Consider the following 13,924-nt stretch of genomic DNA (forward strand, 5'->3'; position numbering starts at 1 on the left):
CACCTCTACACTTCCTGATCCGCGTACTGCGGTTGCCAAGCGTGTCAGCGCCTGGGGACCAGGTGGGGACCACACGTCGTGCGCGATGGTGCGCGGCACGGCGTTGACCGCACGGCCTGATCTTGGGAATAGCGTGTATGACGTGCGTGGACGTGTGGCGAAGCGTCCTGGGGGTCAAGGGGTCGTCGGTTCGAATCCGGCCGTCCCGACTGGTATTCACCAGCGGATATAGAAGATCGTCTGTGATCTTGCGGTAACGCTGGCAGTAACGGAGATCGCTTAGCGTGGGCTGTGCCCCCCGATCCCGTTACTGCGGAGGTGCAGCCCGATGGCTGTCTACAACTACCGCCTTGCCAACGGTCAGACCCGCTGGTTCTTCATCATCGACCTCCCGCCCGACGCCAACGGGCGTCGTCGCCAGCACAAGCGGCAGGGGTTCCCCAACCAGGCCGCTGCCCTGAAGGCGGAGGAGCAGGCGCGCGCTGCCTACGGCGGGGCGGACCTCGGCGCCGACGGCAGCATCGCCGCGGAGCTGGAGAGCTGGCTCAACGAGCGCGAGTTGGACGTCCAGGAGACGACCCTCAGCAACTACCGGGATGTCATCCGCTGCTACGTGGTCCCGCACATCGGCGGACGGCAGCTCTACGCCCTCGACAAGCGGCTCATCCACGACCTCTACAAGAAGCTGCTGAAGAGTGGCGGCAAGAACGGCGGGCCGCTGTCGCCGACCACCGTCCGCATCGTGCACCGGATCATGATGAAGGCACTGGGCGACCTGGGGGTCAACGTCGACGGTGTACGGCAGCCGCGGCAGGTTGAGCGGGAGACGATGGGGCGCAAGGGCGTCTGGACGCCGGCGCAGTCGGCGAAGTTCCTCAAGTACCACGCCGATCACCGGCTCCGTGCCGCGTGGGTGCTGGCGATCGTCGTCGGCACCAGGAGAGGGGAGCTGGCCGGTCTCAAGTGGCCGCGCGTCGAGCTCGACCGCGGCGTGCTGCTGCTGCACTGGCAACGCACCACAACCAGCAACGGGGTGGTGGAGAAGGCGCCAAAGGGCAAGAGCAAGCGGGCGGTAGCGCTCGGGCCGGCCCTGGTAGCGGAGTTGCTCGCCCACCGAGAGCGCCAGGCGGTGGAGAAGGCCGACGCCGGGGTGCTGTACCACGACGGCGGTTACCTGTTCTGCCGCGAGGATGGGGAGCCGTACTACCCGAAGTACTTCACCGATCAGTGGGCGAAGGCGTGCGCCGACGCCGGCGTCCCGGTGATCGCGCTGCATGACGCGCGGCATACCTCCGCTACCACCGGCGCTGACGCCGGTGTTCCCGAGCACGTGATGCAGCGGCGGCTTGGTCACGCTGACAGCCGGACGACGCGGGAGGTCTACACCCACGTGCTGCCGGAGAGCGAGCGTCGGGCCGCGGAGCTGATGGAAGCGGTGCTTGGAGACGCAGCGACCTGGTCACCTGCGGCGTAGCCCCGGCTGGTAACACCCGCTCTGCTGACGTTTGATCACGTTCGGCAACGCAGCAGGCAAGGGGTCGCCTGCAACGTGAAGATTACGCCGGTACCGGCGTACTCACGATTGCGGGAGGTGTGCGGACGATGTCGACTACCACGACTGGCGGGCGCAAGGCGGGCCAGATTTGGACGATTGAGGCGGTCCGTGACCTCGGGGTCACGACCGATGTGGAGACCGCTGCAGCGATCCTCGGCATCGGCCGCACCAAGGCATACGCCCTCGCCAGGACCAACGAGTTCCCGGTGCGTCTCCTGCGCGTCGGCCGGCGGTACCTTGTCCCCGTGCAGGCGATCATTAATCTCCTTGCCGTCGAGTAGCCGGTCTACGTGACCGGGCCTCTGAGCTCGAGCACACTGGTCTCCGTCGGCCGCAGTCGGTCGCTGCCATCCGACTACCGCTGGCGGTGCACTCCGGACCTCCGCAAACGTCAGCGATGACGACGCCACGTAGTTGGCCATTTACCTCTTGCCGTGCCTTATAGCAGCAGCTTCCTGGCGCCAGACGGGGGAGCGGAGAACAAGGGCGGCCGCGTTGATCTTGCGGCGTTCACTTTCACACGAGTTCCGTGGAAGCCGAGCAACCAGAGCTCTCGCCTCCCGTAACAGCTCCCATGCGATTGGCTCTCTACCGGCGCGCATCGCCGCGACGAGGTTCGTCAGGTCAGCGTTCAAGCGGTTCCGGATGGCCTTCTCTCGGGTGGGCAGAGGTCTGCGGGAGGACCGATCGCCCAGAGGATCGCGGATAGGGCGCAGGTCGGACGTCAGCCCGCCTGATGTGAGGTTCACGCGTCGTGACTTCATGCCACCTGCTCTCGGTGAGCGGCTGACCGAAAATTTTACCTACTGCCTGCGCGCCATAGCCAGCGTGCTACCAGGGACGGAGGCCCGTGCCCTGCGCTGCCTGAAGCGTTGCACTTGATCTTCGCATACGACTCCGAAACGCTCTCCCTCTCGTCAGTCGTACGTCCGCTTCGATCGAGCGGCCTAGCTCAAAGGCCAGCGTCGGAGAGCATCCATACCCTACGTAGTGGTACTTGGGTGCGCATCTCCTCCGGCAACCGGTCATATGTGCGCAAGACGGCGTCGACAACGTCACCTGCCTCCCACACTCGTACCCGCAAACGCTGGTTCTTCAGTGCGTCGCGTGCTGGTCTTGTCAGGCCGCCCCAGGCAACGAGCAGGCCCTGCTCGGCGCCGTTGGTCGTCATAACTCCGTGCAGTTGAGTGACTATCGGCGCCCCAATCTGCGACCCTGACTTGACCTGGACGAGAAGCCGAGGGCTGTCGAGACCAAGCGGGCCACGTCCGGCCGTGATGTCGATACCGCCGTCTGGGCCAGGGGGTGCCATCGTGCACTGGAAGCCCTCTGCGGTGAGGATCGCGGTCACGAGGGTTGCCAGGTCATGACCAGCAAATTCCTCAGCAACGCGTGCGGTGATTTGATCGAGGGCGACCTGCTCGATGTCGGCGGCCAATTCCGGGTCGTCGACGTCGGTCTGTGCGGCGGTGTCGCTGGCTGGGCTGATCGAGGCAATCTTGGCTGTGGTGCCGTTCAGGGCGGCGTTCCCTGGATCGCTGCCCTGCGTGAGCAGGTGCTCTAGCCGTGCGATCGCGTTGTTCTTGCTTGGGGCAAAAATGGACATCGCACTGCCGAGCGTGAACAGCAAGTCCTGCTTGACCGCAGCGCGCGGCAAGTCGGTCCGCTGCCAGTCGACAGTAAGAACATGGCGGCGATCGGCCTCTGCTTCCTCGGCACGGTACTGGTAGCCCCCGGTGACCCGTCCGAAAGCGATCTGTTTCGTTGTCTTCAGTGGCATGACTAGTAAGTCGCCAGGACGGATGCGGGACCGCATCGCCCATAGCTGCCCGGTGAAGTTGTGCCGCTTGCCTACGGAGGCACCCGGCCACGTCGCCTCAACGACCTTCGCAACGTCCTCACGGCCAGCGCAGGCGGTCAGGTCAGGAACCTCGCGCCAACCACCGCCCGAGAAACCATTAGCCAGAGCCCACTGGTCGCGCTCACCATGCCTGCCGGACCGAATCACCCACGCCTTCGCCATGCCGTGCATCCTCCTACCTCAGGGGACGCGCGTCGACACACCTCTTCTGCGCCGAACGGCTTGGCGGCACTCGTTTCAGCCGTCGGGCTGCACGGGCCCGTGCGCCACCGGACGCCGTCGTTCTTCCAAGTCGAGCTGTCGCACCGGCTGTGTCTCGTCCGGCCGAACCTGGCAATGGCCTGGGTCACAACCCACGATGGCGCCAGGTTCGCCTGGATGTATCGCCCGCCGTCGCCCGGGCGGATCTCGCACCTCACGTGGTCAGCCCGCTTCCGACCCGCGATCGATAACGTTGGGCGGCATGGCTCGGCGGATGAAACTGAAGACGTGCCACGACCTACCTGGGGAGGCAAGGTGACTCAGCGCTCGCAGCACCAGCTGGGCCGGTGCCCCGTCTGTAAACGCCTCGTAGCCCTCACCGCTGACGGAAGAGCTGCGCGGCACAACGGCACCATTCGTGCCTACGCCCCGCCCGAGGAGTGCCCCGGGGGTGGACAGCGAGCGGAAGACACTGGGTCATGAAAGATGGCGCGACCCTGGATTGATGTCTGGACAGGTGCCACGCTGGTGCCTTCCAAAGCCGGACGTTGCCAGGTTCATCCGGACGGGATACTGACCGTTGTCAACACCGGCTCAACCTTGGATCTGGCCCACTTTCCGTGATCGAGAGTGACCCGGATCGGGGCGGGGTCCACTGTGTAGGGTGACTCGTGCGATCGGCTGATCTTGTTTCGCTTCTGCCTCATCTGGCGCCTGTCGTGGTCGAGCGAGTGGAACGGCAGGCCTCTGGCCTGCGGATTTGGGCTCGTGCGCGTGCTCGTCGGGCGGCTTGTGCTGGTTGTGGTCGCCGGGCCCGGCGGGTTCACAGCCGCTACGAGCGTCGGCTCAGCGACGCGGCGGTCGCGGGACAGCCGGTGGAGATCCGGCTGCGGGTCCGTCGGTTCTTCTGCGACGCGGCGCGCTGCCCGGTCCGCACGTTCGCCGAGCAAGTCACCGGGTTGACCGGCCGATACACCCGGCGCAGCCCACTGCTTCGTCAGACGCTGGAGAAGATCGGGTTGGCCCTTGCTGGCCGAGCTGGCGCCCGGATGGCCGACCGACTCGGCCTGGTGACCAGCCGAAACACTGTCCTGAGGTTGGTTCGAGCCCTGCCGGATCCACCGGTCGGGACGCTCACCGCCGTGGGCGTGGATGACTTCGCTCTCCGCCGAGGCCACCGGTATGCGACGGTGCTGGTCGACGTCGATAGCCGCCGGCCGGTTGACGTCCTACCCGACCGCGAAGCAGCCACCCTCGCCGGCTGGCTCGGACGACACCCGACCGTGCAGGTCATCTGCCGGGACCGCGCCAACGCCTACGCCGAAGGCGCCCGCATCGGCGCCCCGCAGGCCGTTCAGGTCGCCGACCGGTGGCACCTGTGGCACAACCTCGCCGAACACGTCGAGAAAACCGTCGCCCGCCACTACCGCTGCCTGAACACACCGAGAGCGCAGCCGGCGTCGACGGCCGCGGCGGACCTGCACCAACTCTCGGTCGACGCCCTCGCCGACCGGGCGGAGCAGGGACTGCTCGTGCCGCGAACCCGACGCCGCTACCAGCAGGTCCAAGCCCTGCTCGCCAAGGGACACACCATCCGGGAGATCACCCGACGACTCGGCCTAGCCCGAGGCACCGTCCGCCGCTTCGCCCGCGCCACCACCGTCGACGAACTCCTGGCCAAACCCCGAGCCGGCCGGCCCAGCATCCTCGACGACCACCTCGACTACCTACACCAACGCCTCGCCGACGGGGTCACCAACGCCACCGAACTGTTCACCGAGATCCGCGGCCGCGGCTACCGCGGCAGCGCCACCACCCTGCGCACCTACCTGCAACCCCTACGAACCGCCGCCACACCACCACCAGCCCGACCGCGGCTACCGAAAGTCCGCCGGATCACCGCCTGGCTGCTACGCCACCCCGACACACTGCACCCCGCCGACCGCACCGGCCTCGCCGAGATCCGCGCCGCATGCCGCCACCTGAACACCCTCGCCGACCACGTCAAAGCCTTCGCGGAGATCCTCACCAACCGCCATGGGCACCGCCTCAACGCCTGGATCACCTCCGTGGCCGCCGACGACCAGCCCGACCTGCACTCCTTCATCGCCGGCCTACGCCGCGACCACGACGCCGTCCTCAACGGCCTGACCCTGCCCCACAGCTCCGGCGTCGTCGAAGGCCACGTCAACCGAATCAAAATGCTCAAACGACAGATGTACGGCCGCGCAAACCTCGACCTGCTCCGCAAGCGGATCCTGCTGGCCTGACAGGGTCAATCCAGATCACGGAAAATGGGCCAGATCCAGATCCAGTTTTCAGGCGGAGCCGACAACCGTCGCGTAATCGCGTCTGAGCGAACAGACGAGGCGCGGAGCAAGATATGGCCATTGCTTATCGATCTGCGACCGGGCGCGGTCGCAGATCGGCAATGGAGGCGAGGCCGTGCCGGCGTCGGCGTACGGGAGAACGTGATCAGGTTGGGTACGGATGAACGAGGCCACCTGAGCCTCAGCCTGGTGCACGTCGCCGCCGTGAAGGCAGCCGGACAATCCCTACTACCGCGCCGCTTCCGCTCCTCGCCGCTGCGCGGCTGCGGTGCGGGTCGGCTTGGTCCCGAATCACGCCCGCGGCGCTCGCCGGGAGCCGCAACGACGCCGGCGGGTCGGGTGAGCGCCGGCTTGTGACTCCAGGGCCACGACGGAAGGCCCCGCACCACTGATCCACGTCGAGGTCTTACCTGACTGGAGGGGTGTGGGCGGAGACGGCGGATCGGGCGCCGTTCAGTCGTACGGACCGGGCGTGCCCCGTACGGCATTAGTCCGGCCGATGCTGGTAGCCCCGCATGGTCACGTAACCGGCAACGCCCGAAGTGCATTGTGGCGGCGATGGACAGCGATCAGCCCGCCTGGCCCCGGAAGGCGCGGCACCGTGCGCACAATCGACCGGCCCGCCCGCATGCGGTGCTGCTCCGGCTCTCCGACGAGGAGAAGGCCGCGATCGAGGCGGCGGCCGCGGCCGCACAGCTGACTCCAACGGGCTACGCGGCGAAGGCCGCCGTCGCCGCCGCGTCTGCCGGCCAGGCGCCCGGCGGTGTGAACGATGACCTGCGCGACCTGCAACACGAGCTGTTCGCCGCCCGTCGGGCGGTAGCGATGTTCGGCAACAACGTAAATCAGGCCGCCGCGGCCTTCAACGCCAACGGCCGGCTGCCCGACTGGGCCGCCGAAGCCGTCCGGCTGTGCACGACCGCCCTGGTCCGGCTCGACGAGGTGATCTCTGCGATCGACAGGAAGCTGCGGTGATCACCCGAGTACACCGGCGTGGTTCACGGGTCGGCGGGCTACTGCGCTATCTCTGGGGCCCCGGCAAGGCGGAGGAGCACACCAGCCCCCGCCTGGTCGCGGCGTGGGACGGCGCGGGTCCATTGACGGACCTGGAGCCGAAGGTCACCGCCAGCGGCAAGCGGGACTTGCGGGCCCTGACGGCATTGCTCGAGCAACCGGTCCGTGCTGGCGACCGACCACCGACCAAGTTCGTCTGGCACGCCAGCATGCGGCTCGCGCCCGAGGACCGGCACCGCACCATCAGTGACTCGACTTGGGCGAACATGGCCGTGCAGATGCTCACCGAGGTGGGGATCGCCACTACCGCTACCGATCCGGGCCTGCGCTGGATCGCCATGCGCCATGCCGACGACCACGTGCACATCGTCGCCACGCTGGTGCGCGAGGACGGGCGAACCAATTGGATGCGCAACGACTACCCGCGCTGCGTCAAGGCCACCTACAACGTCGCGCGCCGCTACAACCTGCACCGTCGGGTCCCGCCGGCTGACCGCACCGCTCACCGCCGGCCCCACCCCGTCGAGGTCAGCAAGGCCCGCCGCACCGGCCGCGCTCACACCCCCCGGGATGAGCTACGCCGCCGGGTACGTAGGGCAGTGGCGGCAGCCAGCTCGGAGGAGGAGTTCTTCGCCGGGCTACGTGAGGCAGGAGTGCTGGTCCGGCTCAGGCGCAGCAGCACCGACGCCAAGATGATCACCGGATACGCGGTTGCCCTTCCAGGCGCCCGTACTGCCAGCGGACAGCCCGTGTACTTCGGCGGGGGCCGGTTGGCGCCTGACATGACCTTGCCCAAGCTGCGGCTGCGCTGGGGCATTCCTCGACCGCCACCAACGGCACCGAAGGCTGGCCGCCACGAGCGTGTCGAGGCGATGCGCCAGGCCGCCAAGGTGGCAACTGCGGCCGCCGACGACATCCGCCGTGCCGCCGGTACTGAACCCGGACGGGCGCAGGCCTCCGCGGTTGCCGCGGCGGACCTGCTCACCAGCCTGGCGTACGCGATGGAGGGTGACCGGCGCGGGCCGCTGCACCGGGCCGCTGAGGTCTTCGATCGGGCGGCCCGGGATCTGTACGGGCGGGTCCGTCGTTCCACCAGCCGCTCCCAGGAGATGCGCGCCATGTCGCGGCTGGTAGCGCTGATGGGCCGCATCTCCGGCGACGACGACGCGATCGCCTCGCTCGCGCTGGTGATGGACCTGGCCCGCCTGGCGGACGCTCTCGAGCAGTTGCGGACGGCCCAGCAGCGGCTCCACCAGGCCGAGGCAGCCCGAGTCGCCGCCCATGCGCTGCGGGCGGTAGCGGGAGGCCGGCAACCAGCGGTAACGCTGCCGCTAACCGTCACGCCCACGTCTGAACCGATAGTGGGAGGCGGCCGACGCACTGCGCGCGGCCGCTGAGCAGCCAAGGGAGGTGCGCGTGCCGCACCCGCAGCAACACGAGGACCCGATGGCCGAGACCCGCCAGCAGTTCCTGCAAGGGCTGGCAACGATGGCGACCGTCGGCGAGGCAGGTGCCCGCTGGGCCGCCGTCGGTATCCAGAACAAGGCCGCCCAACGGGAACGCCGAGCCCAAGGTGACCAGGCGGCCGCGGCGGCTCGACGGGAAGCCGACCGACTGGCAGCCGAGGTGCGCGCGGACCGCGAGCGAATGGCAGCGGCACTGGACGGCCACTGGCTGGTCAACAAGGCCACCTTCGCCGAGGCCGCCGCCGTCTGGAGGACCGCGACGATCCACGCTGGCACCGACCCGGTCGCCCGCCGGGCAGCAGAGTTCGCCGAGCAACGACTGCGCCAGTTCCGCCCGGACCTGATGGCCGCCTACGAACGCCATCGACAGGCCGGCACGCCGATCCCTGAGGCCATGCGTGCCGCCGCCCGGGAGGTGTGGGAGCGCGATGCCCGGGCCGGCCACCGCCACCACGGCGCTCGCGCTCACGGCGGCACACCGGACCGGGCGGGGATTAGCCAGGACGGGCCGTCCGCGCTGCCACCGGGTGGCCGAGGGCGGGTCGACGACTTCGACGCCGCTGTCCGCCAGGAGGCTATAAAACTAGCCGCGCACGTACTGCCCGAAGCTCTCGACGAGCTACAGCGCCAGTGGCGTGCCACCGGCAAACTCCCCGCGGGTGAACCCGTGCAGCTCCTACGTGACCTCGCCGCCGAGATGAACCAGGCGATCCGGGCCGGCGACGCTGGCGGACGCTCGGTCGAAGGGATCCGACTCGCGCAGAGTCACGTGGAGGAGGCCTTAGCCCGTGATCTGCAAGGCAAAGCTGCTGCTGAACGCGGTGAGGGAGCCCGGGAGGGCGGAGCGTTGGACGATCCTCGTACCGTGGCCGACGAGCACGCAGTCGGGCAGGCGGCGAGCGTGGCGCACGACGACGGTGCTGATCACACCGACGCCACCGCAGCCGCCGTCCACCACGCTGACAAGCTCGCGACGCCCGCGTGGGTCCAGGCCTTCCCGAAGCTTCGCGTAGCCCAGGTCGACGCGGCGCTCGCCTCCAAGCAACCTGCGGCAGCGACCGCAGTGCCGATGCGCGGACGATCGCGATGACCGCCACCACGTCCCAGCAGGCCCCCAACGACGCGGCTACCCGACTCGACGAGCTCGCTGCCGAGGTGGCGAGACTGACGGCACAGGTCATCGACCTCCAGCAGGCCCATGCCGAACGCGTCCACGCTGCTGATGGAGAGGATCAGCCGCCGCTGTACTCGACGGTCGAGGAGTGGGTGACCACGTACCTGCTGCCGACCTTTCCTCGCCCGATGGGCGAGGTCGGCATGACCCGGTGGCACTGGTGCCAGCAATGGTGGCGCCACGACGAGGCGGTCACCCGGCTGACCGCCCTCTGGTACGGCTGGGAGCAGGCCCGGCTGCAGATGACCGGAATGCTCCCCTGGCTGAGAGAGCTCGACCACCAACTGCCCATCCTGTACGGCGACGACGGTCCGTTCCGCAACTGCACCGTGACCGGCGACCTCGGGGAGGCGCGGCACCACTCGTCCCCCGAAATGCCGGCCGAGCCTGCGCCAGCGGAGTGGTGGAGCTGGTAGGACTGACACCCGTCGGGGAGATGGGTGCGTGTAGCCCCCCGTATGGGGTGACGCCCCTGCCTGGTCCGTCGCGCGAGCCTTCTGGTCGACGTGGCTAGCATCTCCTCGTGATCGAGGAGTTGATCAGCAAGGTTGCCGTCGGGGACGACGACGCGATCGAGGAGCTGTCCACCATCGCGGACACCGACCCGGCAAGGCTGACGCCGTACCTCGGTTCCCTGCTCGACGGGGACGTGTTATGGCCGGCGACGTTGTACCGGGCGGCGGACGCCAGCCTGGTCAACCGCGTCGTCGAGCGCATCGACGGCGGCCGAACGCCGGACCGGCTGAATCATCTACTGCTCATCCTGGCGCACTCTGGTCACCCGCTGGCCGAGAGCGCCCTGCGTCGCTGGTCGACGCAGCCGCCTGCCGGCGCGGACAAGCTGTACGTCGGTGCGCTGAGCTACGCGCGGGAGGGTGGCTGGACGGTCGGCCCGGACGGCCATCGACGGAACCTGTGCGGTAGCAGCGCGTATCGGTGGATCATGCGCGAGGCTCCGCGCCGCGCGGACCGTCCCAGCTGTCCGTGGTGCGCGTCGCCGCTGTGGACCGCTGCGGACCTCGATACCGCGGACCCCTCGGTCGGCGCGGCGCTGAAGCACACGGGCTGGTCCGGTCGGCTGGTGATCGAGACGTGCCACTTTTGTGCCTGCTACACGACGCTGTACAGCCAGGTGACGCCGACCGGTGACACTGTCTGGTGGCCCGGCAACACCCGCCCGAGCTACCTGGGCCCAGCGGAGGCGGAGGATCCGCCGGCGCTGACGCCAGCCCCCGGTGAGGCCCGGCAGAGCCCCTATCAGGCCAGCGCGTGGGAGCAGGGCGGCTCGACGCTGGGCGGCCAACCGGACTGGATCCAGGACGCCGAGCACGCCGACTGCCCCGGCTGCGGCCAACCCATGGACTACATCGGTCTGATCGGCGGCGCAGACCTTGACGAGTACGGCGAGGGTGCCTACTACCTGCACCTGCACCAGCCGTGCGGGTTCGCCGCGGTGAACTACCAGCAGAGCTGACCGCCGGGGCGCTCCGTCGCGCATCGCTCGCACGCCATACGGTGGGTGCGCTACGGCGTGCAAGTCAGATCCACGTCCAGGGACGGACGGCCGTCCAGACCCGCCCGCGCCACCGCGCGCCACGCGGATGAAGGAACAGACGGATGTCGTCCAGCGCGTTGTCGGCGGTGCCCCTGATGTGGGGCAATGACCGGGCTTCCCGGAGGGCGGCGACTACTCGGCGGTCGTCCAGTTGCCGGTAGACCCTCGCGAGATGCCCCAGGCAAGTCGCGGCGAGCGCGCTGACCTGATGGTCCTCGTGTCGGAGCAGCTGAAGATGCAGCTCCTGCAGCTCCCTCCAGTCACCGTCGCCGTACAGGGCGGTGCCGACCATGGCGTCCGTCGCGGCGGAGAGGTCGCCGCGGTCGACGGCGGCGTGTACCTCGGCCGGTGTGGACGACGGCGGGTTGTGCAAGACGTGATGCTCGTGGCGCACCGTCGCATCCTCCCTTGTCCGTCCAGTAGCAGCTGGCCCGAGCGGCCGCGCTGCTCGCTGCCTCGTCGACTGCACCTCCTTGTTTCGATCCGAGGCCAGGAGCAGGCGTCCTGTTCGAAGATGGACGGGTACCTTTACGTATGCCACGTCATCGGTTAGTAGTCGCCTATGGAGCACCTATGGTTCGATCTCGGCGGCTGCGCTGGCGGCACACAACTCGCAGTGCATTTGCGCGGCTCGTCCGCGCGGGTGAGCGTGATGGACGCCGACGAGTACCAGGCCTACCTCGACGGCGATGAGTACGAGTATCACGGCGGCTTCTTCGACGTCAGCCCGGTAGTCCTCGAGGTGCCGTACGACGACGACTGGTACCTGGTGGTCGACAGCTACCACGGGCGAATCAGGGTCAAGTACGAAGAGATCTTCGATTGATGTGAGCGGCGCCGCGTCTATATGTGACGCTGCCTTGGCGAGATCGCTTACAGTCTCAGGAGCGTTCGCTTGAGCCCGGCAAGGCTGCGGCAGCTGGCAGCTTTGCCGGTAGACACGAGCACCGTCCGGAAGTGCTGACTGGCAGCGTTGCAGAGGCGCGCGACATCGGTTGTCTGGCTAGGTGTGACGCGGCCACCCGGATCGGCTGCTCGTGCGGCAATCCGCGCCTGGACACGTCAACTGCCTCATCGTGGCGGCTCTACAGAGCGCCCGGTTCTGTCGGGCCCTGTCCGTACCATCCGACTCGTGGCGTCGAAGCAAATCCGGAACACCTCGGTCAAGCGGGGAGACATCAAGGACACGGTCCGGCTCGCCGTGTGGGCAAGGGCCGCCGGTTGCTGTGTGATGTGCTCCACGACTCTGCTCGGCAGCCGGTCCTACCTGCACAGCGTGTTAGTGGGCGAACTTGCCCACAACGTCGGTGCCACCGCCACCGCTGGCTCGCCGCGTGGCCTCGTCGGTGGCATCGCAGACCGGGAAGCCGAAGAAAATCTCCTGCTTCTCTGCCACGCCTGCCATCGGCTGATCGACAATGAAGAACACGCGCCATACTTCACGACGGAGCGGCTCCAGGCACTGAAGAAGGAGCACGAAGACCGGATTCGGGTAGCTGCAACGAGCGGCGGGATGCGGCGCACCGCCGCGCTGCGCGTCGGCGGCCTGGTCCGCGGAGTCACGGCCCTGGCCTCGCAGCGGCAGACTGCCGATGCGCTTCTCGCCGACGGGTACCTTGGCCTGGTCGACAGCCGCTGGCAGGGCGACTTCCTGTGCAAGATCGCCGGTGACCCGAACCGCTCAACCTACTGGCGTGCGGCCCAGGAAGAGATCGACGCCACGCTCGGGCTCGTCGAGCAGTCGGTTGCCAGCGGTGAGGTCGAGCACCTGTCCATCTTCGCGATCGCCCCGATCCCGCTGCTGGTCTACCTGGGCTCTCGCCTGGACGACAAGACCGACACCCGGCTCTACCAGAAACACCGCGACGGTGACCAGGGCTGGCGTTGGGACGCCACCGCTTCTATCCACGACTTCTCCACCAGTGCCACCATCGGCTCCACCGTTGCGACGGAGGTGGTGCTCGCCGCCTCACTTACCGCCGAGGTTCAGAAGGCCAACCTCCCGGACGCGCTCCGGGGAATGCCGTACTTCGAGATCCGGCCCGAGGCAGATCGCTTCGGACCGAGCCTGTTTTCGCACCCCAACACGCTGTGTAACTTCGCCGACCGCTGGCGGAACCTGCTCGCCGAGGTCGAGAAGGCCTGCTCCCGAGCAACCAGGTGGCACCTCGTCGCCGCCGCGCCGCTGACCCCGGCGATTGAGATGGGACGCGCTCTTACTGGACGTTTGCTTCATCTTCGCGCGAGTAGCGGCCGATTTGCGTCTCGGGCCTCGATGGCGGAAGGTGCCCGACCTGACCGGGAAAGGACGCATCCCGGTCGATTGAGCCCTGACCGGAATCAGAGCATTCCGCCCCGCGATCGTGTCTGATTCACTTTTACCCCGACATCGACGGACATGAAGTCCGTCACGCCCGCGTCCTCGCGCCGTACGCCTGAGTCATGACCGCACGGCGACCCTATCCGTCCGACCTGTCCGACGCCCGATGGGCCCTGATCGCACCCCGCCTGACCGCCTGGCGACAGGCCCGCACCGACGCCGGCGTCAGCGGACGCGCCCCCACCCACGACCTGCGCGAGATCTTCAACGCCATCCTGTACGTCAACCGCACCGGCATCGCCTGGCGCTACCTGCCCCACGACTTCCCGCCCCACGCGACGGTCTACGGCTACTTCGCCGCTTGGAGCAAGGAAGGCATCTTCACCGAACTGAACTACCAGCTCACCGGCCTCGTCCGCGACCACCACGGCCGCACCATCCAACCCAC

At 68.1% G+C, this 13,924-nt stretch carries 13 protein-coding genes; 11 read left to right on the top strand and 2 right to left on the bottom strand.

What is annotated here, in order from left to right; all coding sequences use genetic code 11:
- Nucleotides 1–328 precede the first annotated feature (328 nt).
- Both ACLQ2S_RS24290 and ACLQ2S_RS24295 read left to right on the top strand, forming a co-directional pair.
- Nucleotides 329–1,474 carry a tyrosine-type recombinase/integrase gene (locus tag ACLQ2S_RS24290; RefSeq protein WP_425703055.1) on the top strand — a complete coding sequence of 382 codons (1,146 nt, stop codon included), beginning with the start codon at nucleotides 329–331 and terminating at the stop codon, nucleotides 1,472–1,474.
- Nucleotides 1,475–1,602: 128 nt separating this feature from the next.
- Complete coding sequence (locus ACLQ2S_RS24295) at nucleotides 1,603–1,836, top strand: helix-turn-helix domain-containing protein (protein WP_425703057.1); 234 nt, start codon at nucleotides 1,603–1,605, stop codon at nucleotides 1,834–1,836.
- A gap of 671 nt (nucleotides 1,837–2,507) precedes the next feature.
- On the opposite strand, the gene ACLQ2S_RS24300 is transcribed toward ACLQ2S_RS24295, so the two are convergent.
- Nucleotides 2,508–3,578: a restriction endonuclease gene (locus tag ACLQ2S_RS24300; RefSeq protein WP_425703059.1), complete on the bottom strand. Its 1,071-nt coding sequence runs from the start codon at nucleotides 3,576–3,578 to the stop codon at nucleotides 2,508–2,510.
- Nucleotides 3,579–4,348: 770 nt separating this feature from the next.
- On the opposite strand from ACLQ2S_RS24300, the gene ACLQ2S_RS24305 reads away from it, so the two are divergent.
- From ACLQ2S_RS24305 to ACLQ2S_RS24330, 6 genes are all read left to right on the top strand, one after another.
- A complete protein-coding gene (locus ACLQ2S_RS24305; protein ID WP_425703061.1) occupies nucleotides 4,349–5,887 on the top strand; it encodes an ISL3 family transposase in 1,539 nt (512 codons plus the stop codon).
- A 609-nt stretch (nucleotides 5,888–6,496) separates the two neighbouring features.
- Entirely contained in the window at nucleotides 6,497–6,922 is a 426-nt protein-coding gene (locus ACLQ2S_RS24310) for a hypothetical protein (protein WP_425703063.1), read from the top strand.
- Nucleotides 6,919–8,358, top strand: a complete 1,440-nt coding sequence (locus ACLQ2S_RS24315) for a relaxase (protein WP_425703065.1) — start codon at nucleotides 6,919–6,921, stop codon at nucleotides 8,356–8,358. Before ACLQ2S_RS24310 ends, ACLQ2S_RS24315 begins: the two co-directional genes overlap by 4 nt.
- 19 nt (nucleotides 8,359–8,377) lie before the next feature.
- Nucleotides 8,378–9,517 carry a hypothetical protein gene (locus ACLQ2S_RS24320; protein WP_425703067.1) on the top strand — a complete coding sequence of 380 codons (1,140 nt, stop codon included), beginning with the start codon at nucleotides 8,378–8,380 and terminating at the stop codon, nucleotides 9,515–9,517.
- Nucleotides 9,514–10,017, top strand: a complete 504-nt coding sequence (locus ACLQ2S_RS24325; protein ID WP_425703069.1) for a DUF4913 domain-containing protein — start codon at nucleotides 9,514–9,516, stop codon at nucleotides 10,015–10,017. Before ACLQ2S_RS24320 ends, ACLQ2S_RS24325 begins: the two co-directional genes overlap by 4 nt.
- 107 nt (nucleotides 10,018–10,124) lie before the next feature.
- A complete protein-coding gene (locus tag ACLQ2S_RS24330) occupies nucleotides 10,125–11,075 on the top strand; it encodes a hypothetical protein (protein ID WP_425703071.1) in 951 nt (316 codons plus the stop codon).
- Between the two features lie 64 nt (nucleotides 11,076–11,139).
- Here the strand turns inward: ACLQ2S_RS24330 and ACLQ2S_RS24335 are convergent, their stop codons facing one another.
- Nucleotides 11,140–11,550, bottom strand: coding sequence for a hypothetical protein (locus tag ACLQ2S_RS24335; RefSeq protein ID WP_425703073.1), 411 nt, complete (start codon nucleotides 11,548–11,550; stop codon nucleotides 11,140–11,142).
- A gap of 168 nt (nucleotides 11,551–11,718) precedes the next feature.
- Here ACLQ2S_RS24335 and ACLQ2S_RS24340 point away from each other — a divergent pair, with 168 nt between their 5' ends.
- The 3 genes from ACLQ2S_RS24340 to ACLQ2S_RS24350 form a co-directional block, all read left to right on the top strand.
- Nucleotides 11,719–11,982, top strand: a complete 264-nt coding sequence (locus ACLQ2S_RS24340) for a DUF1883 domain-containing protein (RefSeq protein WP_425703075.1) — start codon at nucleotides 11,719–11,721, stop codon at nucleotides 11,980–11,982.
- 306 nt (nucleotides 11,983–12,288) lie between these two features.
- On the top strand, nucleotides 12,289–13,527 hold the full coding sequence (locus tag ACLQ2S_RS24345) for an SAVED domain-containing protein (RefSeq protein WP_425703077.1): 1,239 nt from the start codon (nucleotides 12,289–12,291) through the stop codon (nucleotides 13,525–13,527).
- Nucleotides 13,528–13,598: 71 nt separating this feature from the next.
- The coding region (locus tag ACLQ2S_RS24350) for a transposase (RefSeq protein WP_425703079.1) at nucleotides 13,599–13,924 on the top strand (326 nt) is incomplete at its 3' end.

Source organism: Micromonospora sp. DT48 (genome assembly GCF_049844495.1).
Classification (GTDB): Bacteria; Actinomycetota; Actinomycetes; order Mycobacteriales; family Micromonosporaceae; genus Micromonospora.

Bases quoted from the DNA above. Each gene is read 5' to 3' on its own strand.
- ACLQ2S_RS24290 (WP_425703055.1), top strand. From the start codon at position 329: ATGGCTGTCTACAACTACCGCCTTGCCAACGGTCAGACCCGCTGGTTC.
- ACLQ2S_RS24295 (WP_425703057.1), top strand. From the start codon at position 1,603: ATGTCGACTACCACGACTGGCGGGCGCAAGGCGGGCCAGATTTGGACG.
- ACLQ2S_RS24300 (WP_425703059.1), bottom strand. From the start codon at position 3,578: ATGGCGAAGGCGTGGGTGATTCGGTCCGGCAGGCATGGTGAGCGCGAC.
- ACLQ2S_RS24325 (WP_425703069.1), top strand. From the start codon at position 9,514: ATGACCGCCACCACGTCCCAGCAGGCCCCCAACGACGCGGCTACCCGA.
- ACLQ2S_RS24340 (WP_425703075.1), top strand. From the start codon at position 11,719: ATGGAGCACCTATGGTTCGATCTCGGCGGCTGCGCTGGCGGCACACAA.